The following is a 26,797-nucleotide window of genomic DNA, read 5'->3' as shown; positions in this document are numbered from 1 at the left end:
TGACTGATTATTGAATTTTTAAGTAAGGACGCGAATTAATATGGCTAGGGTATTTATTGTTGCTGCAAAACGTACACCAATCGGTAGTTTTAGCGGTGCACTAAAATCAGTAACAGCAGCAGAACTTGGCGCAGCCGCAATCAAAGGCGCGTTAGCAGAAACATCAGTACCAGTAGAAGCGATTGATGAAGTGATTTTCGGAAATGTCGTTGGTGCTGGTCAAGGTATGGGACCGGGTCGACAAGCAGCTTTAAAAGCGGGCATTCCTAATGAAGTACCTGCATACACATTAAACATGGTGTGTGGTAGTGGTATGAAAGCGGTAATGGATGCTGCCGCCCACATCAAAGCAGGTGATGCTGATATCGTGGTTGCTGCAGGCGCAGAAAACATGTCTCAAATTCCATTTTGTGCATCATCGAAAATTCGTGATGGGCAAAAAATGGGTAATCTGGAACTTAGCGATTTATTAATTGCTGACGGTTTAACGGATGCCTTTAATAATTACCACATGGGTGTAACCGCTGAGAATGTTGTTGAGAAAGTAGGCTTAACACGTGAACAGCAAGATAATTTCGCACTAGCGAGCCAACAAAAAGCCGTTGCTGCTATTGAGCAAGGCAAGTTTGTTGATGAAATTACACCTGTAGAAGTAGTAGGTCGTCGTGCAACGGTTATTGTTGATACCGATGAGTACCCGAAACAAGATGCTTCAATCGAAGGTCTGGCAAAACTACGTCCTGCATTTAAACGTGATGGTTCTGTTACTGCAGGTAACGCATCAGGTATTAATGATGGCGGTAGTGCAATTATTGTTGTTTCAGAAGCGGCAGTAAATAAATATAACCTGACGCCACTTGCTGAAATTGAAAGTTATGCGCAAGCAGGTATTGCTCCTGAAATCATGGGCTTAGGGCCTGTGCCAGCAGTACTTAAAGCATTAGATAAAGCACAACTATCAATTGATAAAATTGAGCGTTTAGAGTTTAACGAGGCTTTTGCTGGCCAAGCGCTGGGTGTGCTTTATGAAGTAGCAAAAGAAACGAATTCAAAAGTTGAAGATCTCGTTGAACGTGCAAACGTCAATGGCGGAGCCATCGCTCTAGGTCACCCATTAGGTGCATCAGGTAATCGTATTTTAGTGAGCTTATTACATGAAATGCGCCGCCGCGAAGATAAGTACGGTATTGCGACCTTATGTGTAGGTGGTGGTATGGGTACAGCGGTCATTCTAAAACGCGTTTAATTTTTATCTAAATATCGGCGCTGTATGAGGATACATGCAGTGCTTTATTACTATCAATGAGGAAAGATCTATGTATACGGAAATGTTTAAGTCGTTCTCTGAACAAACTGAGAAATCTCTAGCACCATACGTTAAGTTCAACAAACTATTCACTAAGAATGTTGAAGAACTAACTGAACTTCAACTTGCTGCTGTTCGCGCATACAGTGATTTAGGTCTGTCTCAGCTTAAAGCTGTTAGCGAAGTAAAAGATATCCAATCTCTAACTGCGTTCAATAGCCAACAACTTGAAACGTTGACTAAGCTTTCTAAGCAGCTTATTGATGATAGCAACAAGTTCAACGCTGTTGCTCAATCATTCAAAACAGAAGTAGAAGAGCTTGTTGCTGACAATGTTAAAAAAGCAACGCCAGTAGCTTAAGGTTTATTTCTAGTCGCTCTCATTTATATGAGGGCGACTTTTTTGTTACAGCTTATCTCAATTATGCTGAGTCAACTGTTCCTTAGTGTAATTGAATTAGTCCAAGTACAGGGTTTTTGTTATGAACAATCACTTCTTTTCGGACTACTTTGCCAAGCTCCAAGATATGAACCAGCTATGGTGGAAGGAGTTAGACTCCGGCAAGGCAGCCATGAACACCCCATTAAATAAAGCGCTGAATGATATTAATTTGGAAGATACTGCAGAGTTTTTTGAAAAAGCAGCATCACAGCCAGCAGCACTTGCTCAAGTCCAAATGGATTGGTGGGAAAAACAAGTAAAAATCTGGCAGAACATCGCGATGCCATCAACTGATGGTGGACAATCTCTAATTAAGCCAGCAAAAGATGATAAACGTTTTAGCGATCCTGCGTGGGAAAATGAAGCGTTTTACAATTATATTAAGCAATCTTATTTGCTTTTTAGCGACTCAATGCGTGAAGCGATTGATTCTATTGAAGGTGTTGATGAGAAGGCAAAAGAGCGTTTAGGCTTTTTTTCACGCCAAGCAATCAATGCGATGTCGCCAACAAACTTTGTTACTACAAACCCAGAACTGGCTAAGTTGACCGTTGAAACTAATGGTGAAAACTTAATTAAAGGGATGGAGTTACTGCAAGAAGACATGCAGAGCAGTGCGGATGTCTTGAAAATTCGCATGACTAATCGCGACGCATTCCAACTGGGTGTCAATATTGCAAATACTGATGGTGACGTCGTATTTAAGAATGAGTTATTTGAACTTATTCAATATAAGCCATTAACTGAAAATGTTAATAGTACACCATTGTTAATTGTTCCTCCGTTTATCAATAAATATTATATCCTTGATTTACGTGAAAATAACTCAATGGTTCGTTGGCTTGTAGAGCAAGGTCATACTGTCTTTATGATGTCTTGGAGAAATCCAGGTACACCACAAAGGGAGGTGGATTTTGAAAACTATGTACTAGATGGTGTTATCCCTGCCGTTGACGCTATTGAAGATATCACTGGCGAAAAACAAATCAATGCAGCGGGTTACTGTATTGGTGGTACATTATTAGCTACTACTCTGGCGTATTACGCAGCAAAACGCATGCGTAATCGTATTAAATCAGCAACATTCTTCACAACATTACTCGATTTTTCACAACCGGGTGAAATTGGTGCTTATGTTAATGATCCATTAGTATCAGCAATTGAAGCACAGAACGATGTTAATGGTTATATGGACGGCCGCTCTTTGAGTGTGACGTTTAGTTTATTGCGTGAAAATAGCCTTTATTGGAATTATTATGTCAATAATTACTTAAAAGGTAATAGCCCAATAGACTTCGATTTACTTTATTGGAACGGTGATAGTACGAATGTTACAGCTGCATGTCATAGTACTATTTTACGCGAGTTTTATTTAAATAATAAGTTAGTCGATAATAAAGGAATAAAAATTGGTGGTGTTTTTATTGATTTATCTAAAATCAAAGTACCAACATACTTTATTTCTACTCAAGAAGATCATATCGCTTTATGGCAAGGTACATACAGAGGCGCTCAGAAATTAAGTGGGAAGTCGACATTTGTACTAGGAGAGTCTGGTCATATTGCTGGGATTGTAAATCATCCTAAAAAGAATAAATATGGTTTTTGGCTAAGTGATAAGCAAGAAGAAAACCCAGAATCTTGGTTAGATAATGCTAAACGTCAAGATGGCTCTTGGTGGACGCATTGGGATACTTGGTTAGGGGATTTTAATAAGAAAGAAAAAGTGCCGGCACGCGAAATTGGAAGTGATAATTATAAAGCACTTTATACAGCGCCTGGAGATTATGTAAAAGAAACACTGCCACTTAAATAACTCCTCTGAATGAATAAGGCTCAGCATTATAAATGCTGAGCTTTTTTTTTGACATAAATATGATATTTTAAATCAGCCATTTTAGATAAAATGTATATACTAGTTGTGATTCATGTATTATTTAACGATTTACGATGTTGATATCTGAACAAAAATAAAAATAATTGTCAGAATGTAGAATTTTCCTATTGGAAATAAAACGGGCGTGTTAATGAATAGAAAAACTCTTGAAGTAGCTGATGATGGTTATTCATTTATAATTAATTTTTTTGATTTTTTAGTTATAAATTTCTCTCTTACTCTTGTCTATGCATTTTTTGCCCAAGAACCATCACCGTTTGATTTATTATACGGTATTTTTATCAGCGTTACTTTCGTCGGTTGTGGCCACTACGTTGGTTTTTATGACAAAGAAAATCGTGCTAACTATCGACGAATGACTTTGCGCTTATTAGGTAACTTTTTACTTGTTGAGTTCTGTGTTTTATCGATAACGTTTTTCTTCGCTTTCATTGATCATGTCAATGTACGGGGCTTTATTGGAAATATAGGACTTTCGTGGTTTTTATTATCGTTTCTGATTATTTGGAGTTCGCGTGTTGCTGTTTATTATGTAACTAAATACATTGGTCGCCATAAAAAAACACATCGTATTGCTATTCTAGGAATGACAACAGCGGGTTTAGCAATAGAGAAAGCATTATTAGAGAAATACAAAAATACGAATTTTGAAATTAGTTATTATGATGATCGTGGTGAAGAACGCTTTAGTTATTTAACGAAATCTCAGTGTAAAGGGAAAGTTAACAAGCTTATTTCCTTTGCAAAAAAAGGCGAAATTGATGATGTGTATGTCGCTTTGCCTATGGTTGCCAAAGAACGTATACATTTCTTCTTACATCAGTTATCAGATACAACGGTTGATACTTTTGTGGTACCTGATCTCTTTACTTATAATTTGAATGCTTCTCAAATTTGTCGTGTGGGTAATGTGGAGACATTGAGTGTTTTTGCGAGTCCTTTTGAAGGTATTGGTGATTACATTAAGCGTCTGGAAGATTTGATTATTGGTAGTGTGATTACGCTTCTTATCTCACCTGTACTTATCGCTGTTGCTATCGGTGTTAAATTGAGTTCGCCTGGTCCTATTTTATTTAAGCAAGATCGTTATGGTCTTCGTGGTAACAAAATTAAAGTGTGGAAATTCCGTTCCATGAAAGTAATGGAAAATAACCATGTGGTGAAACAAGCAACTAAAAATGATCCACGAGTGACTAAATTCGGTGCGTTTATTCGTCGAACATCACTAGATGAATTGCCACAGTTTATTAATGTATTGCAAGGCACCATGTCGATTGTAGGTCCGCGTCCTCACGCTGTCGCACACAATGAAGAATATCGAATTCTTGTCGATAACTATATGATTCGTCATAAAATCAAACCTGGCATCACGGGGCTTGCACAAATAAGTGGTTATCGTGGTGAAACGGACACGCTTGATAAGATGGAAAAACGAATTCAATATGATATTCGTTATATGCAGAATTGGAGCTTAGTCTTAGATTTAAAGATTATTTTCTTAACCATTTTTAAAGGCTTTGTCAGCGAAACGGCATATTAATTTACCTCCATTACTGGATTGAAATTATTTTTTGCATTTTTTTGAGTTTTTTAATTTTCTGTTGTCTATTATGTTGTAACGACGGGCTTTATTTAATATTTGGAGCGGGTAATGACTAAACTAGCAACTATTGAAGGTATCGGTGAAGTATATGCGGCTAAATTAGAAGCGGCAGATGTCCATACGATGGAGCAATTATTAGATAAAGGTCAGAAACCTGCAGGCCGAAAAGCGATTGCTGAAGCAACGGGCATTAGTAGTAAATTAGTATTAAAGTGGATTAACCGAGCTGATTTATCTCGTGTTAAAGGTATTAGCACTCAATACGCTGATTTACTAGAGTTTTCTGGTGTTGATACGGTTCCAGAACTTGCGCAGCGTAATGCAGAAAATTTACATGCAAAAATGCTAGAAGTGAATGAAGAAAAGGCACTAGTTCGTCAATTACCGGCATTGAAAAGTGTTCAAGATTGGATTGCACAAGCGAAGGAATTGCCTCGAGCAATTGAATATTAATATTTTATCTAATCAGAAAGCAGCCATTTTGGCTGCTTTTTTATTATTTGAAATATATAGTCGCCTATAGAAATAAAGGATTTGAATGGAGTTTGGGATGATGAACGGGCGTTCTATTAATTGTTTCGTAATAAGTTGCTTAGTAATGATGCTCTTAAGCCTACCGACACAGGCGAAAAACTACAGTGTTACAGATACGTCAAAAATAGAGCCAAGTATTGAGTTTAATCTTGATGGGCAAGTAACCAATCAGCGTTTATGCTTCTATGAGGATAAAGCTTATTCATTGGGCGCGATTATTGATATCGATGGTTATAAACTTCAGTGTGCTGTTGAAAATGAAGTGGAATTAAACGGTCGCTTAATGTGGAAAAACTTAGTACCAGTAAAATAAAAGAAAGCCAGCAATGATTATCTATATTGATAATCATTGCTGGCTTAAGCTAAAGAACAATAATTACTTAGCTAGAGAGCGGCTACGAAGTTCGAAAATTAGCTTCTCAGCACTGCATTCGAATTGAATACGCGCTGTTAATTCAGTGCTATTTTCATCTACTGGGGTTGTTTCAACTTTGTAGTTAGCATTCACTTCTTTTGCTAGTGCAAGGTAGTTTGCTAATTCTACTTCTAGTGCATCTTTACCTTGAGCAAAGATTTGAACGTCTGCAGTATCATCGTTTTCTTTGATGATAAAACCGAGTTCACCTGATACACCACATGCTTCACAAACTTGGTATTCTTCTTTTTCAATAGTCATAACTTTAATCCCCATCGGTTAAGGGGCTATTCTAGAACGTTGTGATGTAGATCGCTATTCATTAATAATGAAAAGTGAGTTTCATATATCTAAATTGATAAAGAATTAACATAGATTAGCCATATAAGCGTGTAATGTGAGCAAAAGTTTGCTCAAAGGGGTACGCTTCAAGTTGACCAAAACCATCAAATTGCTTGGCTTTTATCTTGGTGGTCAATGGTGTTGTCATACCATTTAAAAATCGTGTAATAGCAGCAACAGATGGTGCTATATCACATGCATTGATGAATTGATCGCACCATTGGGTTAAAACGTGATCGGAAACCTCTGGTAGTGTCGGTAATGGTGGCAATGTGATACTTTTTCCTCGACAAACAGAGCAATGGTTACAATGTTCCGGAGCATGATGATCAGCAAAATAACGCGCTAATTGATAACTTAAACAGGTTTTGCTTTCAAAAAAATCAATCATACTATTGATACGTTTTATTTCACTATGCTCTTTTTGTTGGAAAAGTTGATACAGCGCCTCACTCTCAACACCGATATCAAAGTGATGATTTTTGATAGCATATACGTCAGTCATTTGTTTACTTTCTAAAGTGATCCAACCTTTTTCATTAAAATAGTCAATCGCTGCAACAACACGTTTTCTATCTGCATTATAGCCTTGCCATAATGCGTCCATATCTAGTGTATTCCATACTCTTGCCTTTGTTGAACAAGCAAAAATTGCTTCGACGAACTGGCGACGCTCATTATTAAAATGCGATAAAATTTCATGCTGGCTAATGTTGAGCTTGTAACGGTAATCAGCAAAATAAGTATATTGAGGCTCAATGATCTGGCGAATCTCTAAATAGACCAATAGTGTTTTTAAAGGCAATAATCGAATATTGGCATCTTTTGATAGCCGATTATTCATTACTTCCCACTGTTGTGATTGTGCTTTGATTTCATGTAATACGGTTGCTATCGAACTGCGATCAGGCGTATCTCCATAAATGAAATTTTGTAGCACATTTAGACCTGATTTATTTGCAATGACTGTGCAGGTTGAGTTTTCACCATCACGACCAGCGCGGCCAATTTCCTGACTATAGTTTTCAATCGATTTTGGTAGATCGAAGTGGATCACTTGGCGAATATCAGATTTGTCGATCCCCATGCCAAAGGCGATGGTGGCAACAATGCAATTGATTTCTCCCGCCATAAACTGTTGTTGTATATGCTGGCGGCGATCAGCATCCATACCTGCATGGTAAGCTTGAGCGGGAATATGATTACTTGTGAGAGTTGCCGCAATCTCTTCTGCAGTATGCTGCAAAGTGACGTAAACAATAGATGGTGTATTGGGTTGTGCTATCAATTGTTGCTGTAGTACATCCAATTTTTCATCATCTTGGGCTGCCAAAATAGAGAGATCAAGATTCTTGCGATAGAAACCTGTTACGACGATATCATCTTTTGCAATATTGAATTTATCTTGCATATCATTAATAACAGCTGGCGTCGCCGTGGCTGTTAGTAGTAATACTTGTGGAATATTTAAAGACTGTTGGTAATAAGGTAATTTCAGGTAATCGGGTCTGAAATTGTGCCCCCACTCCGAAATACAGTGAGCTTCATCAACGACGAGTAATGAGATAGGGACTTGACTGATAAAATGTCTAAAGCGCTCATTTTTCAATCGCTCAACAGAGATCATTAATACTTTAATTTCGCCTTGGCGAATATTTTGCATAACTTGCTGAGTCTGTTGCCAAGTTTGGCTTGAGTCGATAGATGCTGCGGGAATACCTTTTGATGCAAGGAAATCCAACTGATCTTTCATTAATGCTAAGAGTGGTGAGATCACCAGTGTTAAGTGTGGTAATTCAATTGCTGGGAGTTGGTAACACAGTGATTTACCCGAGCCAGTAGGAAAAATAGCGGCTGCAGAATGGCCATCAAGAACACGAGTAATGACTTCTTCCTGACCTGTTCTAAGAGAATCAAAACCAAAATATTTTTTAAGTGTTTGATGATACATGCTGAATACTCAATTGTCTTAATTGATAGCATCATACCGTATGTTGATGTCATAAGGGGAATGAGATATTAAATCACGTTACAAAATTGCGAAATAATTATCGTTGTATTCCTACCGACTAAATATATTTAAAGGAATATGTAAATGGAAACCATAAGCATCATTCTCACTATACGACGTGATATACAAACGTGTATCAGAATCAAAACTAATGGCGATATTTGCTTCTTGATAGTGAGATGATGTTGGTTTTAACGAAAGTGGCTGAAAATTGTTTAACGCTTTGTTTGCACATAAGCCAGCATGGAAAAATGATAGTTGGAGGAGTGTATTACAGTTTGAAGAATCAAACGTTAATGCTGTTTTTGCTTCGAAGGTAGTAATAGGGGAATGATTATTAAAACTATACGCTGATGGTGATGAAAGAAGCACAAAAAACAATAAGTATAATTTCATTGGTCTTTCTCGTTATTGGGATATAACAAGAAAATGCATATAGTGTTCCAATATGATGTTTATTGCTAATTATTCGAGAAAAAGGAAAAATAAATCGTTTGTAGATAACGCGTGAACGCATCCTTGCGTTGCTGTTTACTTAGTGTTTTGTGATTTTATCAAGATATCCCATAGCAAAAGCAGATAATACAAAGGTAATATGAATTAGCAGGTACCATATTAATTTTGAGTTATCAATATTTTCTATATTCATAAATATTTTTAATAAATGAATTGAAGATATTGCAACAATAGAGGCTGATACTTTGTTTTTCAATGAGCTTGCATCAAGTTTACCTAACCAGCCTAATTTGTCGTCATGATCATCGAGATCTAGGCGTGAAACGAAGTTTTCATAGCCAGAAAACATCACCATAACAACGAGTCCGCCAACAAGAGCAATATCAACAAGTGAAAGAATAATCAGAACTAAGTCCATACTTTTCATTGTGATAATAACTGGGATTAGATCAAATATCTCTTGAAAGAATTTCACTGAAAGTGCCAATAACACAAAGCTGAGACCGAAGTAGATAGGTGCCATTAACCAACGTGACCCATACATTATTCGTTCAAATAGTTTTTCCATCACAAAGTGTCTCGTAAAAGGGGGGGAAGGGTAATCTAAAGTGGGATTTTAGATCGAAAATCTAGAAGTGAATAGTTAGAATGCACGATGAAAGCATTTTTTGCTGAAAATTTTATGCTTGAAGTAAATAAAAGGCTCTATCTTAAGATTACAGATAGAACCTCTTTACTGATTAAAAAGAAAAACCAATACCACCTGCATTATCGTAATGGTTGTAGTCAGAGATCGAAATACCGTAACCACTTTCTAACATCATATATCCACGTAGGCGCTTGTAGATTGGAAAACTCCAGGTAATGCGCTCATAACCACGTGAAAATCCACTTTCTAAAGCGTTACGCACGGTTAATGAAATCAGATTATTATTATCAACAGCCCAGTTCATGCTGATGCGTCCGTATCCCATATAGTTGGTAATATCTTTATTGTAATCTTTTGCACCAAAGTCGAGACGTAGCCATGGCTTGATACTTAATGTGTAGTTGTTATGTTCGAATGTGAAATCAGCAAATGCACGATTCCAGCTTCTTTCTTGTTCGCCGCCTCTACCATTAGATTCATGGACGAGACCAACCGTTGTTCCAGCATACCCCAACGCATTATTTTCGGCTTTTTCAGGAAGGGTCCAAAAAATAGATGGCTCATATTCAGTGTCCCTAAAATAGGCTGAAGAAGCGTACGCTTGCCAATTTGAACGCTGTGTATAAGTAACATAGAGCTTGTCGTTTCTATTTAAAACACCAGATGCTAAACGGTACTTTAGGCTGATCTGAAAGTTAACGTTGTACTTACTTAATTTACCGTCTTCAGGAATAATCGATTGGTATTCTTGATAGTTAGGTTTTTGAGTGTAGTAAAAAGGTAGAACGTAATTGTCTTTGTACTGCTGAAGCAATAGATTATTTGAGCTTGAGTAATCTAACGAGTTATTAACCACTTCTTTAGCTAAAACATTACTAGAAAAAAAAGAACAGCCAATTAGCAGGGTAGAAAAAAGTAGAGGGTATCTAATTGGTTGCCATACAAATTGCGTCATAATTTTTATCGTCACAGTCATTTAAGAGTAAATTCTTATTATCATAGACAGAATTTTTATATTATGTATACAGATATTAATGAAATCATAAATTGGTTGGGTTTATTTATTAAAATAAGTATGAAAAAGGGACGTATTACAATACGTCCCTTGGATAAGATATCTGGCTATGTGGTTACTATTGTGATTCGATTTCCACTTTAAACAGTACTGCATAAAGTAGTGGAATAATCACCAAAGTTAAAATGGTTGCAAACAATAAACCAAACATGATTGTTACTGCCATACTCTTGAAGAAAGGATCAATAAGTAAAGGAGCAACGCCTAAAATTGTGGTTAATGCACCAAGTAAAACAGGGCGTGCACGACTTAAGGCTGAGTCAATAATCGCTTGATAAGGTGTTTTGCCTTCTTTTATTTCTACATCTGTTTGGTCAACCAGAACAATCGCATTTTTAACCATCATACCAATTAAGCTAAGGAAGCCAAGAATAGCCATAAACTCGAAAGGTGTTTGGAAAATAACCAAACCAATGGTAACGCCAATAATAGCTAATGGCGCTGTTAGCCAAATAATCAATGGCTGTTTTAATGCATTAAACATAAATATCACGGATAAAATCATCGCAGCAAAACCATAAGGTGCAGAAATCGCGAGTCCTTCATTTGCATCTTTGGATGCTTTATATTCACCGTACCATGTCAATTTATAACCTGGTGGTAACTCGATAGCTTCGATTTTTCCACGCAGTTCATTAAATGCATCGGCCGTCAGTACACCTGGTGCAGGATCTGCCTGAACCAAAATGGTTGGTATACGGTTAATTCGACGTAAGATGGCATCTTCCCACGTGACATTAACAGACTCGATTAATTGGCTAACAGAGATTGGTCCATTGACCATACGACTATGGACTTCTGTGTTTTCAATAGCACGTTCATGAGTACGTTCACTTTCTGGCGCACGAACAACAATTGGAATTAAGTCATTTCCTTCACGATATACACCAACCGTTCGACCTGATAGCGTTTGTGCAATTGCTTGGCTAATTTCCTGATTGGTTAGCCCATAACGTTGCGCTTTTTCTGTTGAATAAACAGGTTTAATAACAGGTACTTGTTGACGCCAATCATCTTGAACGGCAATCAAGTTTTGATCAGACAGCATGATTGACTTCGCTTGTTCAGCAAGATCACGTAGGACTCTACTGTCAGGGCCTTGGAAACCGGCTTCAATTTTTTTACCGCCCCCACGACCTAGCATGAATTTCCATACTTTGATCGAGGCTTCTGGGTATTTATTATCAAGCTCAGTTTGTAACTCAACAAGTAATGGAGCTATGTTACGGTAATCATCAATATCAATCAGTAATTGACCATAACTTGGATTGCGTGCTTCTGGTGCATAAGTCAGCATAAAGCGTAAGCCACCACCACCAATGAAACTTGAGATATTCCCGATACCTTCTTTATTGGTAATATCTTGTTCAATCCGAGCGATCGTTTTTTCTGTATTGGTGATGTCTGTTCCCTGAGGAAGGTAGACATCAACAACAAATTGCGCACGTTGTGATTCTGGCATAAAGCCAGGTGGTACAAATTTCATTCCCCAAATAGCGCCAACCAGTGTTGCCAGTAGCAATGCCCCAGTTATTTTACGGTGTGACAAAACCCAAGTTAATAAAGCTTTGTAACTTTCTACAATTTTACTTGGCTTAGTATCTTGTTGTTTGATCTTAACTTTTAAGAACTGATGGCACAGTAACGGTGTTACGGTAACAGCAAAGACCCAGCTAAGTAACATTGAGTATAAGATCACCCAAAATAGCGAACCGGCATATTCACCCATATCTGACGGTGATAAGCCAATTGCACTGAAGGCACAAATTCCCACAACAGTACCGCCTAACAGCGGCCATTTAGTTGCATTGACAACTTCAGGAATAACAACATTACGATCTTCATTGTTTTGGAGACGAACAAGAATACTGTCAGTTACCACAATGGCATTATCTACCAGCATGCCTAACGCGATGATCAGCGCACCTAACGAAATTCGTTGCATTGCGATGTCATCAATTAGCATGATGCACAGAGTACCGGCCACTGTTAAAAGCAATACAAAGCCAATAATCACGCCAGATCGAATACCCATAAACAGCAGTAACACGATAAAAACAATTACCACTGCGGCAATCAAGTTATCGATAAAATTCGTTACAGAATCTCGAACAGAGTCTGATTGCATTGAGATAATATGAAGATCCATACCCAGTGGACGTTGGTTTTCAAGTTCAGCAATACGCGCTTTAACCGCATCCCCCATATCAACCACGTTACCACCGGTGACATTGGAAATACCAAAGCCAATCGCCCGTTCGCCATTAAAGCGCATTAGCATGCTAGTGGGTTCTTGATAGCCTCGGCTAACATCGGCAATGTCTTTTAAACGTAAAACAGTATGGTTATCACCAATACCTATTTGAAGGTTACGTAAATCTTCAAATGAATTTACGTTAGGTGTTGGAATTACAGGTAAACGCATGCCATTAGATGTCAGACTACCTGCAACATTAACAATATTTTGTTTTTGTAATACTGATAAAACGTTATCAACAGATAAACCGTAATTAGCTAAGCGCTCACTGGTGATTTCAACAAAAATACCTTCTTGTTGCTCTGCCAACGTTGCCGTTTTAGCAACCCCAGTTACTAACACAAGTTCACGACGCAGTGAATCAACATAGTCTTGTATTTGCTTATCGGTAAAGCCTTCTCCCGTTACAGCGAAAAATAGCGCATAAACATCAGAGAAGTCATCGTTTACGATTGATGGGCCAGCACCAGGAGGAAGAAGACGTTGGGCATCAACAACTTTACGACGTAGCTTATCCCAAACTTGTTGAAGCGCTGCCTGATCTTTTGAAAATTCAAGTTTTATCTCAACAGTAACTTCTGACATCCCTTGTTTGGAAACAGACTTAACTTCTTTTAGTTCCTGTAAAGATTGCACCGCACCTTCAATGACATCTGTGACTTCGTCGGAAACTTCTTGTGCTGTTGCACCTGAATAAGGGGTAACAATGACGGCTTGGCGGATCACAAATTCAGGATCTTCAAAACGACCTAGCTTTAAGTAACTGATGTAACCGCCAATTAAGATCAGTGCAATGATCACCCAAACACTTGTTCGTTTGGCGATGGTATAGCGAGCGATATCCATCTATTTACGCTCCATTTTTTGTGTTATCAGTGTATGGGCGTACTTCCATACCTGGCTTTAACTTAGATACACCAGCGATGACAATACGTTCACCAACTGTTAGGCCATTAAGAACGGTAATACAGTTTTTGTTGACACTCCCCACTGTGATGTAGCGTTTTGATACTGAATTGTCTTTATTCACCACCCATACAAATTGTTTGCTCTTGTTATCTGGAACGACAGATGCCAGTGGAACAATAATTGGGTTTCGGTTTTCTTGTGGACACAATGCTAGGTTTGGAGAAACTTTAACGGGCATACCCGGTAAGAGATTTAACCCTTTGTCGTCGTTAATACTAAGGACAACAGAGAAGGTTTGTGTGATCGGATCGGCTTGGGTTGAGTAGGTACGCAAACTCAAAGGTAATAATTGATCTGTATTATTATTTAACTCTGCAACAGCTTTATTACATGTCATTCCTGCAAGCATGACACTGTCTGTAATATTAATAACCACTTCTAAGTCATCAATATTATGTAATGTTAATACCGGATTATTAGCTTGAATTTGAACGTGATTATCAATTAATTTACGTCCAATGATACCACTAAACGGTGCAACTAACTGGGTGTAATTTAGCTTGTTTTTCGCTTCTTTTACCCGGTTTTGTGCCAAGTTATATCGGACAATAAGTTTATCTAAATCACTTTTAGAAATCGCTTGGCTGCTTTCATAGATGGCTTTACCACGTTGGTAAGCTTTGCTTGCATCTGTTAATTCAAGTTGTGCAGCGGCAAAAATAGTTTGGGCATCTTTGGGATCAAGCTTTGCTAATAGTTGACCTTTAGTCACACGGTCACCTTCGTTAACAAAGATATGGTTTACTCGACCTGTGACTTGAAATGATAAATCGGCACGTTGCGCAGAACGAATGACACCGTTAAAGCTCAAATTAGTATTTGCTTTGGGCTTTACAATTTCAGTAAGCGCAGGGCTAATGATGGGTTCTTGAACTTGTTCTTGTTGTTCTTTATCGCCACAACCTGACAGTGCGACAAGCACGATTGATAAACTCACTGCGAGTTTACTAAATGAGAATGATGCCATTTTAGACATTGCTAATTGAGTTTTCACCGGATTCTCCGCTATCAGTATGGGACGGTATAAAAATTAGAAAACATGTTTATTTGTATGGAAATATAACAAGTAAACTTTTGGGTGTATTTTATGAGGGAATGGTATTTTGTAAACGACTAAGTGTACTTTTTTGTGACAAAATGTTAGATTAGGATCACAGGTGGTGAAAATAGGCAGTGAATCAATGAAGCAAACAGAACGTAAGCATTTAGCAATTATTGCGGCAGCAAAAGCAGAATTTATCGAACATGGATTTATTGCTGCCAATATGGATAGAATTTCACAGGTTGCTGAAGTATCAAAACGGACTTTATATCGTCATTTTGATAGTAAAGAAACGCTATTTATTTCAGTATTGAAGATCATTCAAGACTCAGTGAATGAAAATGTGCAATACCATTTTGATCCACAAATGCCATTAAAAACACAGTTAATTGAAATTACACGTCGTGAAGTTGATATCTTGTACCATACGTATGGTATTTCTCTTTCTCGTATTATTGTAATGGAATTTATTCGCCAGCCAGAATTAGCTAAAAACTTAGTGAAAGATTTGTATAGCACCAGTGCAATTGCAGATTGGTTTAAATTGGCTATTGAAGAAAAAGCAATTGTTGATAAAGATGTCGCTTTGTTAACAAATATCTACATGAGTTTATTCCAAGGCTTATTTTTCTGGCCTCAAGTCATGGAGCTAGCGCCACCTTGTGAAGGTATGCAAGTAGAAGAAAATATTAATACTGTTGTTGATGTATTTTTGAATTCGTTTGCTATTGCCAAGTAATATTCTTCATAAAAAAGATATCTCGATATTTACAATATTACTTCACGTTTATTTGATATATAGCATGATATAATCCCTCTAAGAAATAGGTTGGGAAAGTAAATACTTATTTGTAGTTATTGAATGGTGGTGTATATTTGCTTTAGCAATAACACTTATTGTCAACCGTAATATAATATTCATAACATCGGATTAACGTGATGAAAAAATTATTAGTTGTTTCTGCTTTTCTTCTTGCATCAACGTCAGCGTTTGCTGCAACTACCGCTGCACCGGCACAACCTGCTCACGGTGGGTTCACTGGTCCTTCAGTAACACCTGTTATTAAGACAATCAGCCAAGTTAAAAATGCACAAGATGACGCGGCTGTTGAATTAACAGGTTACATCACAACTTCACTGGGTAATGATGATTACATGTTTAAAGACAATACCGGTGAAATCAAAGTTGAAATCGATCATAATGATTGGAACGGCGTGAATGCAACACCATCAACGAAACTTAAGATCCGTGGCGAAGTAGACAAAGATTGGTCTGAGCGTACGATTGATGTAAAAGCCGTTGCTTTAGCTAACTAATTATTTCCTCAAAAATAATTTGAATAAATCGCTATTTCTGATTTAGAAATAGCGATTTTTTTGTTATTTATCTAAAATAAACTGCTGAATAACTTTGGCAACACCTGCATTATTGTTAGTGTCAGTAATAAAATTAGCGATAGCTTTCGTTTCTTCTGTTGCATTTCCCATTGCAACACCAAGACCAGCATACTCAATCATATGGTGATCATTGCCGGCATCCCCCATACAAATAACTTCACTTTGTTTGATGTCTAAGTATTCTGCTAGCGCTTTAACACCTACACCTTTATTACTATTTAGATTCATAAATTCAAGAAAAAAGGGAGCACTTTGTACAATCGTGTAGGATTGATAAAACGCTTTTGGTAATTGAGCAATGGCGGCTGATAGGCGATCAGGTTCATCGATTATCATTACTTTCATCACTTCTTCGTCATTTTCTAGTGTTGCAAAATCTTCAACAGTAATTTCAAGACCATTAATTTTTGCTTCATGATCAGTGTAATAGTTATTTTCTGGTGTAATCAGGCCTTGACGACGAGTAAATGCATGAACATGAACACCAAGCTCATGAGCCAGTGAAGCAATGTTTTTAGCGTCCAAACCCGTTAATGTTTCGCTACGAATAATCTCTTTATTAGAGACGCGTTGAACGAGTGAAGCATTGTAACTTAAAACAAAGTCATTACTGCCTGTCATTTCTAGTTCGTTTAGTGCCCATGTCATCCCTTCTAAAGGGCGTCCTGACGCTAACACAATTGATACCCCTTGCTTGCGAGCCGCTGAAATTGCAGCTTTATTTTCTTGGGAAATCGTACCGTCAGAACTCAGAAGAGTACCGTCCATATCAAGCGCAACTAATTTATACATCATTCTACCCATTACAGAATTAAAACGGTTTTCATCATAAGCAAATTGAGCGCCGAAAACGATAAGAATAATGTTTAATAAGCGTTCTTTTGATCATTAATCGCTGACAAGTTTATGAATGTAATAAGCATTAATGTATTATTAAAAATTGTTACCAAATAATTATTTATTGTTAATAAACTTGGTGTTTTTAGTTTAATTTGTTTAGACTACTAAATAAATTGGCACAATAAATTGCCTTTTGAGTAGTTATTAGCGCACAGAAAAATTGTTTTTTACTCGTTTGCGCTGACCGATTCGATATAAATGATAAGGATAATATTTATGCGAAAGCTTCTGGCTGCGACGGTATTGCTATCAGCAATGTCAGCATCTCAAGTTCATGCAAGTGAATGTGGAAAAGTCACTATTGCTGATATGAATTGGAACTCAGCAACATTATTAGCCAACGTCGACAGTTTCATTTTACAGCATGGGTATGGTTGTGAAACGGATCTTGTTCCTGGCGATACGATGCCGACTGGTACATCAATGGTTGAGAAGGGCGAACCGGATATTGCACCTGAATTTTGGAGTAATTCGATGAAAGCCGCGTTAGATCGTGGTGTTGAAGAAGGGCGTATCCAATATGCAGGTACGAGCTTTTCTGATGGTGGTGAAGAAGGCTTTTGGGTTCCAGAATACATGGTGAAAAAAGATCCAAGCCTAGCGACTATTGCGGGCATTAAGAAGAATGCCAAACTTTTCACTCACCCAGAAGATCCTGAAAAAGCAGCATTTTATAATTGTCCAGCAGGTTGGAACTGCCAGATTTCTGCTGGTAACCTATTCGAAGCACTAAAACTTGAAGGTGCAGGGTTTGATCTTATTGATCCAGGTTCAGGTGCAGGCCTTTCAGGTTCAATTGCTAAAGCTTATGAGCGTGGTGAAGCATGGTTTGGTTATTACTGGGCACCGACAGCGGTGTTAGGTAAATACAAAATGGTAAAAGTGGACTTTGGCTCAGGCGTTGATGCGAAGTACTTTAAAGAGTGTTTAACCAAGCCTGAATGTGTTGATCCGAAAGTTTCTATGTACCCACCGTCAGAAGTCGATACCGTTATTACCACCTCGTTTGCGAAACGTGCACCTGAAGCGGTGAAATACCTAGGTCAACGTTCTTTTACTAATGCACAAATGAATAGCCTTTTAGCGTGGATGGAAGATAACCAAGCTGATGGCGAAACCGTAATGGAAGAGATTCTAACGAATCACGAAGATATTTGGGTGAAGTGGGTTTCTCCTGAAGTTGCAGATAAAGTACGTGGTGCTTTAGCTGATTTGTAAGCTGTACGTCTACAGTGGTAGCTAACTACCACTGTAGCCACTTCGCTAAGGATATAGCGTAAGTGGGGAATAAAAGTAGTATGTATGGATAACAGTTATGTCAGATAAATCATGGTTAACTGAATTTCCGCAGCTTGAGCGTGCTCAGCTAGTTGAAATTCGAAAAACGTTGGACGGTGCTTATCGTTCTTTTTCTCGTGAATATGGCGACACAATCGAAGGCTTCTTCGATCCTCTTCTTTCTTTTCTTATCTGGTTTGAAAAACTTTTACTCGCCACTCCTTGGTGGATAGTGATTGCGGTATTGGCAGCGATTGCTTTCGTCGCAAGCCGATCGTGGAAATTATCACTTGGTGTCGTGTTGTCTTTTGGTTTCATCGGTGTGTTTGGTATGTGGGATAATACCATGCGAACCATGAGTATTATTTTAGTTTCTACGATGGTTGCCATAGGGATCGGAATACCAATAGGTATTGCTATGGCACGTTCTGAGAAGGTTCAGCGGGTTGTCACACCACTACTTGATGTGATGCAGACTATGCCTGCCTTTGTTTATTTGATCCCCGTTGTTATGTTACTCGGTCTTGGTAAAATTCCAGGCTTAATCGCTGTTGTTATTTATTCTGTCCCACCAGTGATCCGCTTAACCAATCTTGGTATTCGTTTGGTTGATGAAGAGGTGCTTGAGGCAGCGACAGCCTATGGCGCAAGCCCAATGCAGCGCTTATTTGGGGTGCAGATCCCACTGGCAATGCCTAATATTATGGCAGGGATAAACCAAACCATCATGATGGCACTTGCGATGGTTGTTATTGCTTCAATGATTGGTGTGAAAGGGTTAGGTCAACCGGTATTAAAATCGATTACCAACCAGTATTTCACCTTAGGTTTATTAAACGGCTTAGCGATTGTTGCGCTCGCAATTATTTTTGATCGTATATCACAAAGCTATGCTAAACGTACACAGCAACACTTAGGAGGTCGATCATGAGTTCATTATCAAAGCAGAATCCCCTCATTAGAGTGAAAAACCTCTATAAAGTGTTCGGTCCAAAAGCAAAAAAAGTTGTTCAACAAGTGAAAGATGGTGCATCTAAAGATGACATTTTAGCGAAAACCGGTCATACGGTTGGATTAAGCGATATCAACTTAGATATTTACCCGGGTGAAATTTTTGTGATTATGGGCCTATCAGGTTCTGGTAAATCAACCCTGATCCGTCACTTTAATCGCTTGATTGATCCAACTGAAGGGGTCATTGAAATTGAAGGGACAGATGTTATGTCACTCAATGAAAAGCAGCTTCAGGATTTTCGCCGTCATAAAATGTCGATGGTTTTTCAACGCTTTGGTTTAATGCCGCATCGCACGGTTTTACAAAATGTTGGCTATGGGTTGCAAGTACAGGGACTGAGTAAAAGCGCATGGCAAGTCAAAGCCAAAGAGTGGTTAGCGACTGTTGGTTTGACGGGATATGAAAATAGCTACCCAGCAAATCTTTCTGGTGGTCAGCAACAACGTGTTGGTTTAGCTCGCGCATTATGTACTGATGCTGAAATTTTATTAATGGATGAAGCATTCTCTGCACTTGATCCTTTGATCCGAAGTGAAATGCAAGATCAGCTTATTGAGTTACAAGAAAAGTTACATAAAACAATTGTCTTTATTACCCACGATTTAGATGAAGCATTACGGTTAGGCGATCGTATTGCCATTTTACGAGATGGGGTATTAGTGCAGCAGGGTAAACCTGTTGATATTTTATTAAACCCAGCTGACGACTATGTCGAAGCGTTTGTGAAAGACGTTAACCGTGCTCGAGCACTGACGGTTGAAACGGTTATGAAGCCACAAGTTGTTCGTATCTCTTCTGAAACGATTGGCGAAGCTGTTGCTGAAATGCGTAAAGTAAAAGATGATTTCGCGTATTACGTTGATAATCAAGGTTATCAAGGGGTCATCACGCAAGAGAAATTAGAGAGCGTAAAAGAATCTGATTATGCTAATGCAATAGACGCTTCAATGCTCGAAGATGTCCCAGCAGTTTCAACTGATGCGCTACTTGAAACCGTGATCCCTGAGACTTTAGATAGTGATCATCCACTGCCAGTAGTGGATGCTGATGGACAGGTAACAGGGCGATTGTCTCGTTCAACATTGGCTGAAGTATTGAGTGATCATGCAAATGACGCGGCATCAGATAAAAATGTTGAAGTCATTAAAAAAGTAGAATCTAAAGTCGCTTAAGTCAGCTTTTCTTACCATTGATTGGCGATAAAAATATAACCAGTGTGTTATTGCTTTTATTAGTAATTACCACTGGTTTTTTCGTTGTAAGGTATTAAATATGTTAACAAGGTACCGATAATGCGTCATGGATAGCGCAAATTGCTGACATTTTTTTTAAATAGTGGTCAAATACACGAAATAGTAAATAGCCTATATTCGCTCTATTTCTCAATGCATTCGCTGATTAAAAGCGAGAAATAGTCTAATGTCGTATGGTGAGCAAAAGACATGAGTATCTCTAAACAAATCCTCGTCGTTGATGATGATAAAGAAATCCGTGAACTACTGGAGGAGTACTTAACCAAGAACGGTTTTGAAGTCCAAACTGCCGCGGAAGGCGAGGAAATGAAACGTTGCCTTGCTGGTGGATATCCAGATTTGATTCTTCTCGATATCATGATGCCTGGTGATGATGGGTTTACCTTATGTCAGCATATTCGCAAAAAGTCAGATGTCCCTATTATTATGTTGACGGCTGTTTCTGAAGAGATGGATCAAATCATAGGACTTGAAATTGGAGCCGATGACTATATCGCCAAACCCTTTAGTCCTAGACAGCTGTTAGCTCGTATTAAAGCGATATTACGTCGTAGCAAAGTGTCAGATAACCAACATTCTAACCCTAGTGCAAAATTTATTAGTTTTTCTAATTGGCGTTTAGATACCACAGCACATCGTTTAGTGAATGTACTTAATAATGAAGCGTTTGAGTTAACAAGTGGTGATTATTCATTGTTGATGCTATTTCTATCGAGACCGAATCAAATTTTAGATCGCGATACTATTTCATGTGCGACTCGAGGAAGAGATGCACAACCGTCAGAGCGTGGTATTGATGTCGCATTAAGTCGTTTACGTAACCGTTTAGGCGACAAAGGTCGTACTCAGCGTTTAATTAAAACCAGTCGTGGTAACGGTTATATATTTACTGCCGATGTTCGTTATAACGACCATGTGTAAAGTTAGCCACATTATAGAGAAATAATATTAAGTGTGGTGATAGCCACACTTTTTTAATATCTTGAGATAGGTAGATATTGAATTATGAAATGGAAATCATTGTGGCCTAAATCATTGGTTTCACGTACTTTATGGTTAACTTTGTTGGCCGTCTTTCTTGCTCAAGTGATCGCAACAGGCATTTGGTACACCCAATCAAAAAAACGAGATTTAGAGGGGTTGCAATCAACATCTGCGAGCATGGCAACCATGTTTGCATCGACAGTGAATTTCTTTCAATCATTGCCGCTAGAATATCGCCATATTGTATTAGAGCAGTTGCGCAATATGGGCGGGACACGGTTTTTTGTATCGTTTAATGATCAAGAAATCAATATTAAGCCAATTAAAAATACTGAACAAAAAGAAATGGCAGTGTCAGTTTTTAAAACGGTGTTACATGAAAAATTACCTACCCTTAGTAATATTCAGGTTGAGTTTTCACGACCAGAAACGCTGCATGTATTAAAAAATGATATTTTGCTGTCAGATCTACCGCGTTCTTGGGTACATAATACGCTAAGTTTAGAGCCACTTAATCCCCCTATTTTAGTGGTGCAAATAGAGCTTGATAAAGGTCAGTGGTTATATATTGCAGCGTTATTGCCTGCCCCTTATATGATGCTAAAAGATGAGATTATTACGCGCCAGCAAATTATATTCCTAACCTTTAGTACCGTTTTATTACTGCTGTTTACTTACATCATGGTAAGACGACAAACACGACCATTAAAACAATTGGCGGATGCTGCTAACGCGTTAAGTCTTGATATTTACCAGCCGCCATTAAAAGAGCAAGGGGCGAGTGAATTAGTGATGGCAACGCAAGCATTTAATCGAATGCAGTTGCGTTTAAGAAAATATATTGAAGATCGTGAACAGCTATTTTCCTCTATATCACATGATTTAAAAACGCCGATTACTCGCTTACGGTTACGTGCAGAATTGATCGATGATGATGAAAAAATTGATAAATTTAATCACGATCTCGATGAACTCGAAATCATGGTGAAAGGGGCGCTACAGTGTGTAAAAGATACCGATTTACATGAGAATTTGGTGACCATTGATGTCGAACTTTTATTAAATAGTATTGCTGAACATCATAATCATAAAGACACCAAAGTTCGTTTACCTCAACACCCTATTTTGCCGATTATGGCAAAACCGTTAGCTTTAAAACGTTGTTTAAGTAACTTAATCGATAATGGTGTGAAATATGGACACAGCGTGACGATAAATGTCATTGATAGTCCAGATAAACTGATCATCACCATTAGTGATAAGGGACAAGGGATCCCTGATACAAAGCTAAAAACGGTATTTGAACCCTATGTTCGCTTAGCGACTGACAATACGGGGCATGGGCTTGGGATGGGAATTTCACGCAATATCGTACGAGCTCATGGTGGTCAGTTAACGATCAAAAACAGTATTAAAGGTGGGTTGTTAGTGACTGTTGTACTTCCTCGGTTATTAAAAAATGCTTAATGTTATTGTCGGATATAAGATGAAAATGAATATCAAGCAATGGCGTCTCTGCGCCTTATTACTGCTTGTTTGTCAGCCAGCTTTTGCAGAAGGGACTGTTGAAGTATTGCATTGGTGGACGTCAAAAGGCGAATCTAAAGCGATTCAAGTTTTAAAAGAGAAAATGGAAACGAAAGGGCATCACTGGAAAGATTTTGCCATTGCAGGTGGTGGTGGCCAAAGTGCGATGACCGTCCTAAAAATGCGGGCAATCTCGGGGAATCCACCCACCGCGGCACAGTTAAAAGGGCAAGATATTCAAGAGTGGGGACGTTTAGGCTTTCTAACATCACTTGATAAAGTTGCAGAACAAGATCATTGGGATAACGTGTTATTACCTGAAGTGCAGCAAATCGTTAATGATCTTCAGTTGATAAAATATGACGGTCATTATGTGGCAGCACCAGTAACTTTACATCGTGTCAATTGGCTATGGATCAATCCACATATATTTAAACTTGCAGGCGCAAAAGTACCCACAACCTTAGCTGAATTTTATGTGGCGGCTGACAAAATCAAAGCGGCAGGTTATATCCCATTAGCTCATGGTGGCGAGTCTTGGCAAGATGCGACTTTGTTCGAAGCGGTGGCGTTAAGCGTACTTGGCGCAAGAGATTATACGAAAGCGTTTGTTGATTTAGATTTAACTGAGCTTAGTAGTGATAAGATGGTTGAGGTGTTCCGTCAGTTCAAAAAGATGCGACAGTATATAGATCCAAATGCAAAAGGGCGTCGTTGGAACCAAGCCACCGAAATGCTCATGCATGACAAAGCCGCAATGCAAATAATGGGAGATTGGGCAAAAGGCGAGTTCACTAGCGAACACAAAATTGCAGGTAAGGATTATTTATGCGTACCTGTACCGGGAACACAAGGTATGTTTTCTTATAATCTTGATACTATTACTTTTTTCAAATTAAAAAGTAATGAAGAAGATGAAATAGCACAACAAGATTTAGCGCAAATACTATTAACCAAGCCATTTCAACGAGCTTTTAGTTTATATAAAGGTTCGATCCCGATCCGTCAGGATGTATCGTTAAAGGGATTTGACTCTTGTTCATTAGCCTCAATGAAAGCATTTAAGGTTGCAGCAAAAAACAATGCGCTTGTCCCCAGTTTTTCGCATAATTTAGCGACATCCAGTGATGTTCAAAGTGCAATCATTGATGTTGTAAGCCGTTTCTTTGATGATCCAAGCGCGGATCCTAAAATGGCAGCTGTTCGCTTATCTCGCGCAGTAAAATCAGCAATGTAACTGCGTGTCTGTATTTGGAAAAGAATAAGGATAGGAAAATGGATTATTTAGCGAGTGTTGAAATAGAACCCAATGTGCCCGCGACAGCCAGTGTTATTTGGTTACATGGTTTAGGCTCTAATGGCCATGATTTTGAGGCTTTGTTACCGCATTTACAGTTAGAAGAAACATCGCCAATACGTTTTATATTTCCTCACTCACCGACGCTGAATGTCACCATTAATGGTAATGCCTTAATGCCAGCATGGTATGACATTATTTCATTAGATACATATCGTAAAATTAATGAAGCACAACTGATGGAATCTGCTCAAAAGGTAATAGATCTTGTCGAACGTGAAATTAGTCGTGGCATTCCTTCTGAACGTATTATTCTTGCGGGATTTTCACAAGGCGGTGCGGTAGTTTATCAAGCAGGATTAAGCTACTCCAAGCCATTAGCGGGAATATTGGCACTATCAACTTATTTCCCAACTGCAGAGGTCATTCAATATAGCGATGTGAATCGTAATATGCCGATTGAAATTATGCATGGCTCTTATGATCCCGTTGTTATTCCTAAATTAGGTGAAATGGCACGAGATGATGTCATTAAGGCGGGATTTAAACCGCACTGGCGTACATACCCCATGGAGCATCAGGTTTGCATGCCTCAAATTGAGGATATTTCAGCATGGATAAAACAAACACTGTCTTAAATCTGACCTTAAATGGATTTAAAGATTTGAAGTGAAAAATAAAACGCATCAGAGCGGTTATCGATCTGATGCGTTTTTATTGCCGATTGCTTTACTTATTAATCGAGCAGGGGAGCTTGATTTTCTAGTGAATCAAGCGGCTTACAACGTTTATTGATATCACGCCAAACAATAACCGCAACAATACAGCTCAATACTATAGTGGATATTGGCATGGTTAACCATACACCAACAACGCCAAGTAATTTTGGTAAGAAATACAAAAACGGTAGTTGTATTAGCATGTTACTAATTGAGATCACTAATGCTTTTGACGCTTGATTCACCGACATAAAGTACATTGTTGCCAAGACAATAAAGCCATCTAAAAATATTGCAAACAGATGTAAACGAATACCTTGGGTCGCCTCTAATGTCAGCGCGCTGTTGCTGCTGTTAAACAAACTGATCAAAGTTGATGGGAAGCTTGTCAGTAACAAGAACCAAGCGATACCTGCAATCACCGTTGTTTTCATGGCTAATATTAACGTTTTTCGGATATTTTGCGGTTGTTTCGCACCGAAGTAGTAACTTACTGGCGGTTGCAAACCTTCACCAATACCTTCTGCTACCAAGTAGTACATCGTCATCATATAGCCGACAATAGCAAAAGCGCCAACGGTTAATTCTGTGCCATATATCATGAATTGATAATTGTGTAGTGCGACAACAAAACTACCATAGAGGTACATGATCAGTGCTGATAAGCCTAACACCATGATCTTTTTACTTTCTGATAATGAAAAATCAGGCAGTGAAATTTTTAGTTTTAAAGTTGAGTATTGAGAGCGAAAATAAATCAAGCCACCAACACAGGTAATACCTTGTGCGATCAAAGTCGCAATGGCAGCACCTTTCAATTCCCAACCCATTAATCCTAAAAACACATAATCAAGAAGAATGTTAGTCAGTGCGCCTATTACTAATAACATGGTTGCGATTTTTGGGCTTTCATCATTTCGGATCAACATTGGCATTGCGCCTGCCAATACAGTAATAAAGGCTGCATTACCAAAAGTAGAAACATAGTCTAAAGCAAGGTGCTTAATGTTTTGTTGGGCACCTTGAAGTTGTAAAAAATAGTCGCCAAACAATGTAAACGCAGCAAATGAAAGACAGCTAATAATAAAAGTTAGGATCAAACCGGTATTAAAAGCGCGCTGAGCATTAAGCTCATTTTGTTCACCGCGGGCGATTGAAATTAGCGTCCCGCTGCCAATACCAATCATCAAGCCTAAGCCTGATAATACAAATGTTATCGGCCATGCCATATTAATTGCGGCTAAGCCTTGGTAGCCAACGTAGTGGCCGACAAAGATCCCATCAACAATTTGATAGAGTCCATTAACCATCATTGCTGCAATAGAAGGGATGGTATAACGCCAAAAGTTTTTAGATATATTGCTCGACGACGGCATCGGTTCATTACTGTGCATAAATATTCTCATAAAATGGTCTACCCACAGGCTA

At 38.4% G+C, this 26,797-nt stretch carries 24 protein-coding genes; 15 read left to right on the top strand and 9 right to left on the bottom strand.

Annotated features, from left to right (window positions below; genetic code table 11):
- Positions 1-40: 40 nt before the first annotated feature.
- The 6 genes from C9J40_RS10790 to C9J40_RS10765 all read left to right on the top strand — a co-directional run bounded on the left by C9J40_RS10790 (position 41) and on the right by C9J40_RS10765 (position 6,095).
- Positions 41-1,246 carry an acetyl-CoA C-acetyltransferase gene (locus C9J40_RS10790; RefSeq protein WP_107206998.1) on the top strand — a complete coding sequence of 402 codons (1,206 nt, stop codon included), beginning with the start codon at positions 41-43 and terminating at the stop codon, positions 1,244-1,246.
- A gap of 70 nt (positions 1,247-1,316) precedes the next feature.
- Positions 1,317-1,667, top strand: coding sequence for a phasin family protein (locus tag C9J40_RS10785; protein ID WP_005364186.1), 351 nt, complete (start codon positions 1,317-1,319; stop codon positions 1,665-1,667).
- 121 nt (positions 1,668-1,788) lie between these two features.
- Positions 1,789-3,564 (top strand): class I poly(R)-hydroxyalkanoic acid synthase, encoded by a 1,776-nt coding sequence (gene phaC, locus C9J40_RS10780; protein ID WP_107206997.1) that lies wholly within the window; start codon positions 1,789-1,791, stop codon positions 3,562-3,564.
- A 211-nt stretch (positions 3,565-3,775) separates the two neighbouring features.
- Complete coding sequence (locus C9J40_RS10775) at positions 3,776-5,185, top strand: undecaprenyl-phosphate glucose phosphotransferase (protein WP_107246813.1); 1,410 nt, start codon at positions 3,776-3,778, stop codon at positions 5,183-5,185.
- Between the two features lie 111 nt (positions 5,186-5,296).
- Complete coding sequence (locus C9J40_RS10770; RefSeq protein ID WP_107206995.1) at positions 5,297-5,701, top strand: DUF4332 domain-containing protein; 405 nt, start codon at positions 5,297-5,299, stop codon at positions 5,699-5,701.
- A 97-nt stretch (positions 5,702-5,798) separates the two neighbouring features.
- Positions 5,799-6,095, top strand: a complete 297-nt coding sequence (locus C9J40_RS10765; RefSeq protein WP_233219066.1) for a DUF1496 domain-containing protein — start codon at positions 5,799-5,801, stop codon at positions 6,093-6,095.
- Between the two features lie 63 nt (positions 6,096-6,158).
- Here C9J40_RS10765 and C9J40_RS10760 read toward each other — a convergent pair whose 3' ends face one another.
- From C9J40_RS10760 to C9J40_RS10730, 7 genes are all read right to left on the bottom strand, one after another.
- Positions 6,159-6,458, bottom strand: a complete 300-nt coding sequence (locus C9J40_RS10760) for a DUF406 family protein (protein WP_005364200.1) — start codon at positions 6,456-6,458, stop codon at positions 6,159-6,161.
- A gap of 115 nt (positions 6,459-6,573) precedes the next feature.
- Positions 6,574-8,490 (bottom strand): ATP-dependent DNA helicase RecQ, encoded by a 1,917-nt coding sequence (locus tag C9J40_RS10755; protein WP_107246811.1) that lies wholly within the window; start codon positions 8,488-8,490, stop codon positions 6,574-6,576.
- 111 nt (positions 8,491-8,601) lie between these two features.
- On the bottom strand, positions 8,602-8,946 hold the full coding sequence (locus C9J40_RS10750) for a hypothetical protein (RefSeq protein ID WP_107206992.1): 345 nt from the start codon (positions 8,944-8,946) through the stop codon (positions 8,602-8,604).
- Between the two features lie 139 nt (positions 8,947-9,085).
- Positions 9,086-9,574: a TIGR00645 family protein gene (locus C9J40_RS10745; RefSeq protein ID WP_107206991.1), complete on the bottom strand. Its 489-nt coding sequence runs from the start codon at positions 9,572-9,574 to the stop codon at positions 9,086-9,088.
- A 172-nt stretch (positions 9,575-9,746) separates the two neighbouring features.
- Positions 9,747-10,610, bottom strand: coding sequence for a phospholipase A (locus C9J40_RS10740; RefSeq protein ID WP_107246885.1), 864 nt, complete (start codon positions 10,608-10,610; stop codon positions 9,747-9,749).
- A 178-nt stretch (positions 10,611-10,788) separates the two neighbouring features.
- Entirely contained in the window at positions 10,789-13,833 is a 3,045-nt protein-coding gene (locus tag C9J40_RS10735; RefSeq protein ID WP_107246809.1) for an efflux RND transporter permease subunit, read from the bottom strand.
- Positions 13,834-13,837: 4 nt separating this feature from the next.
- Positions 13,838-14,923 (bottom strand): efflux RND transporter periplasmic adaptor subunit, encoded by a 1,086-nt coding sequence (locus tag C9J40_RS10730; protein WP_107246884.1) that lies wholly within the window; start codon positions 14,921-14,923, stop codon positions 13,838-13,840.
- Between the two features lie 214 nt (positions 14,924-15,137).
- On the opposite strand from C9J40_RS10730, the gene C9J40_RS10725 reads away from it, so the two are divergent.
- Positions 15,138-15,737: a TetR/AcrR family transcriptional regulator gene (locus C9J40_RS10725; protein WP_107207113.1), complete on the top strand. Its 600-nt coding sequence runs from the start codon at positions 15,138-15,140 to the stop codon at positions 15,735-15,737.
- A gap of 200 nt (positions 15,738-15,937) precedes the next feature.
- Positions 15,938-16,315: a YgiW/YdeI family stress tolerance OB fold protein gene (locus C9J40_RS10720; RefSeq protein WP_107246808.1), complete on the top strand. Its 378-nt coding sequence runs from the start codon at positions 15,938-15,940 to the stop codon at positions 16,313-16,315.
- A 63-nt stretch (positions 16,316-16,378) separates the two neighbouring features.
- Here the strand turns inward: C9J40_RS10720 and yidA are convergent, their stop codons facing one another.
- On the bottom strand, positions 16,379-17,188 hold the full coding sequence (gene yidA / locus C9J40_RS10715) for a sugar-phosphatase (protein WP_107246806.1): 810 nt from the start codon (positions 17,186-17,188) through the stop codon (positions 16,379-16,381).
- Between the two features lie 324 nt (positions 17,189-17,512).
- On the opposite strand from yidA, the gene C9J40_RS10710 reads away from it, so the two are divergent.
- The 7 genes from C9J40_RS10710 (at position 17,513) to C9J40_RS10680 (ending at position 25,288) form a co-directional block, all read left to right on the top strand.
- Complete coding sequence (locus C9J40_RS10710) at positions 17,513-18,514, top strand: ABC transporter substrate-binding protein (RefSeq protein ID WP_107246805.1); 1,002 nt, start codon at positions 17,513-17,515, stop codon at positions 18,512-18,514.
- Between the two features lie 97 nt (positions 18,515-18,611).
- A complete protein-coding gene (locus tag C9J40_RS10705) occupies positions 18,612-19,505 on the top strand; it encodes a proline/glycine betaine ABC transporter permease (RefSeq protein WP_005364222.1) in 894 nt (297 codons plus the stop codon).
- On the top strand, positions 19,502-20,761 hold the full coding sequence (locus C9J40_RS10700) for a glycine betaine/L-proline ABC transporter ATP-binding protein (protein ID WP_107246803.1): 1,260 nt from the start codon (positions 19,502-19,504) through the stop codon (positions 20,759-20,761). The genes C9J40_RS10705 and C9J40_RS10700 overlap by 4 nt, the downstream gene beginning before the upstream one ends.
- A gap of 270 nt (positions 20,762-21,031) precedes the next feature.
- On the top strand, positions 21,032-21,763 hold the full coding sequence (locus tag C9J40_RS10695) for a response regulator (RefSeq protein WP_107206985.1): 732 nt from the start codon (positions 21,032-21,034) through the stop codon (positions 21,761-21,763).
- Positions 21,764-21,847: 84 nt separating this feature from the next.
- Positions 21,848-23,293, top strand: coding sequence for an ATP-binding protein (locus C9J40_RS10690; RefSeq protein WP_107206984.1), 1,446 nt, complete (start codon positions 21,848-21,850; stop codon positions 23,291-23,293).
- A 19-nt stretch (positions 23,294-23,312) separates the two neighbouring features.
- Positions 23,313-24,590, top strand: coding sequence for an ABC transporter substrate-binding protein (locus C9J40_RS10685; RefSeq protein WP_369917491.1), 1,278 nt, complete (start codon positions 23,313-23,315; stop codon positions 24,588-24,590).
- 38 nt (positions 24,591-24,628) lie between these two features.
- A complete protein-coding gene (locus C9J40_RS10680; RefSeq protein WP_107206983.1) occupies positions 24,629-25,288 on the top strand; it encodes an alpha/beta hydrolase in 660 nt (219 codons plus the stop codon).
- 98 nt (positions 25,289-25,386) lie between these two features.
- On the opposite strand, the gene C9J40_RS10675 is transcribed toward C9J40_RS10680, so the two are convergent.
- A complete protein-coding gene (locus C9J40_RS10675) occupies positions 25,387-26,763 on the bottom strand; it encodes an MATE family efflux transporter (RefSeq protein WP_107246801.1) in 1,377 nt (458 codons plus the stop codon).
- Between the last annotated feature and the right edge of the window lie 34 nt (positions 26,764-26,797).

This window comes from Photobacterium sp. GB-72 (assembly GCF_003026095.1).
Taxonomy (GTDB): Bacteria; Pseudomonadota; Gammaproteobacteria; order Enterobacterales; family Vibrionaceae; genus Photobacterium.
Note: the sequence above shows the minus strand (reverse complement) of the source record. Positions and strands in the feature narration are given on the sequence as shown.

Coding starts and splice junctions, on each gene's coding strand:
- C9J40_RS10680 (WP_107206983.1), top strand. CDS start 24,629: ATGGATTATTTAGCGAGTGTTGAAATAGAACCCAATGTGCCCGCGACA.
- C9J40_RS10755 (WP_107246811.1), bottom strand. CDS start 8,490: ATGTATCATCAAACACTTAAAAAATATTTTGGTTTTGATTCTCTTAGA.
- yidA (WP_107246806.1), bottom strand. CDS start 17,188: ATGTATAAATTAGTTGCGCTTGATATGGACGGTACTCTTCTGAGTTCT.
- C9J40_RS10785 (WP_005364186.1), top strand. CDS start 1,317: ATGTATACGGAAATGTTTAAGTCGTTCTCTGAACAAACTGAGAAATCT.
- phaC (WP_107206997.1), top strand. CDS start 1,789: ATGAACAATCACTTCTTTTCGGACTACTTTGCCAAGCTCCAAGATATG.
- C9J40_RS10700 (WP_107246803.1), top strand. CDS start 19,502: ATGAGTTCATTATCAAAGCAGAATCCCCTCATTAGAGTGAAAAACCTC.
- C9J40_RS10775 (WP_107246813.1), top strand. CDS start 3,776: ATGAATAGAAAAACTCTTGAAGTAGCTGATGATGGTTATTCATTTATA.
- C9J40_RS10745 (WP_107206991.1), bottom strand. CDS start 9,574: ATGGAAAAACTATTTGAACGAATAATGTATGGGTCACGTTGGTTAATG.
- C9J40_RS10750 (WP_107206992.1), bottom strand. CDS start 8,946: ATGAAATTATACTTATTGTTTTTTGTGCTTCTTTCATCACCATCAGCG.
- C9J40_RS10735 (WP_107246809.1), bottom strand. CDS start 13,833: ATGGATATCGCTCGCTATACCATCGCCAAACGAACAAGTGTTTGGGTG.
- C9J40_RS10695 (WP_107206985.1), top strand. CDS start 21,032: ATGAGTATCTCTAAACAAATCCTCGTCGTTGATGATGATAAAGAAATC.
- C9J40_RS10770 (WP_107206995.1), top strand. CDS start 5,297: ATGACTAAACTAGCAACTATTGAAGGTATCGGTGAAGTATATGCGGCT.
- C9J40_RS10690 (WP_107206984.1), top strand. CDS start 21,848: ATGAAATGGAAATCATTGTGGCCTAAATCATTGGTTTCACGTACTTTA.
- C9J40_RS10710 (WP_107246805.1), top strand. CDS start 17,513: ATGCGAAAGCTTCTGGCTGCGACGGTATTGCTATCAGCAATGTCAGCA.
- C9J40_RS10760 (WP_005364200.1), bottom strand. CDS start 6,458: ATGACTATTGAAAAAGAAGAATACCAAGTTTGTGAAGCATGTGGTGTA.
- C9J40_RS10720 (WP_107246808.1), top strand. CDS start 15,938: ATGAAAAAATTATTAGTTGTTTCTGCTTTTCTTCTTGCATCAACGTCA.
- C9J40_RS10740 (WP_107246885.1), bottom strand. CDS start 10,610: ATGACGCAATTTGTATGGCAACCAATTAGATACCCTCTACTTTTTTCT.
- C9J40_RS10730 (WP_107246884.1), bottom strand. CDS start 14,923: ATGGCATCATTCTCATTTAGTAAACTCGCAGTGAGTTTATCAATCGTG.
- C9J40_RS10705 (WP_005364222.1), top strand. CDS start 18,612: ATGTCAGATAAATCATGGTTAACTGAATTTCCGCAGCTTGAGCGTGCT.
- C9J40_RS10765 (WP_233219066.1), top strand. CDS start 5,799: ATGATGAACGGGCGTTCTATTAATTGTTTCGTAATAAGTTGCTTAGTA.
- C9J40_RS10685 (WP_369917491.1), top strand. CDS start 23,313: ATGAAAATGAATATCAAGCAATGGCGTCTCTGCGCCTTATTACTGCTT.
- C9J40_RS10675 (WP_107246801.1), bottom strand. CDS start 26,763: ATGCACAGTAATGAACCGATGCCGTCGTCGAGCAATATATCTAAAAAC.
- C9J40_RS10790 (WP_107206998.1), top strand. CDS start 41: ATGGCTAGGGTATTTATTGTTGCTGCAAAACGTACACCAATCGGTAGT.
- C9J40_RS10725 (WP_107207113.1), top strand. CDS start 15,138: ATGAAGCAAACAGAACGTAAGCATTTAGCAATTATTGCGGCAGCAAAA.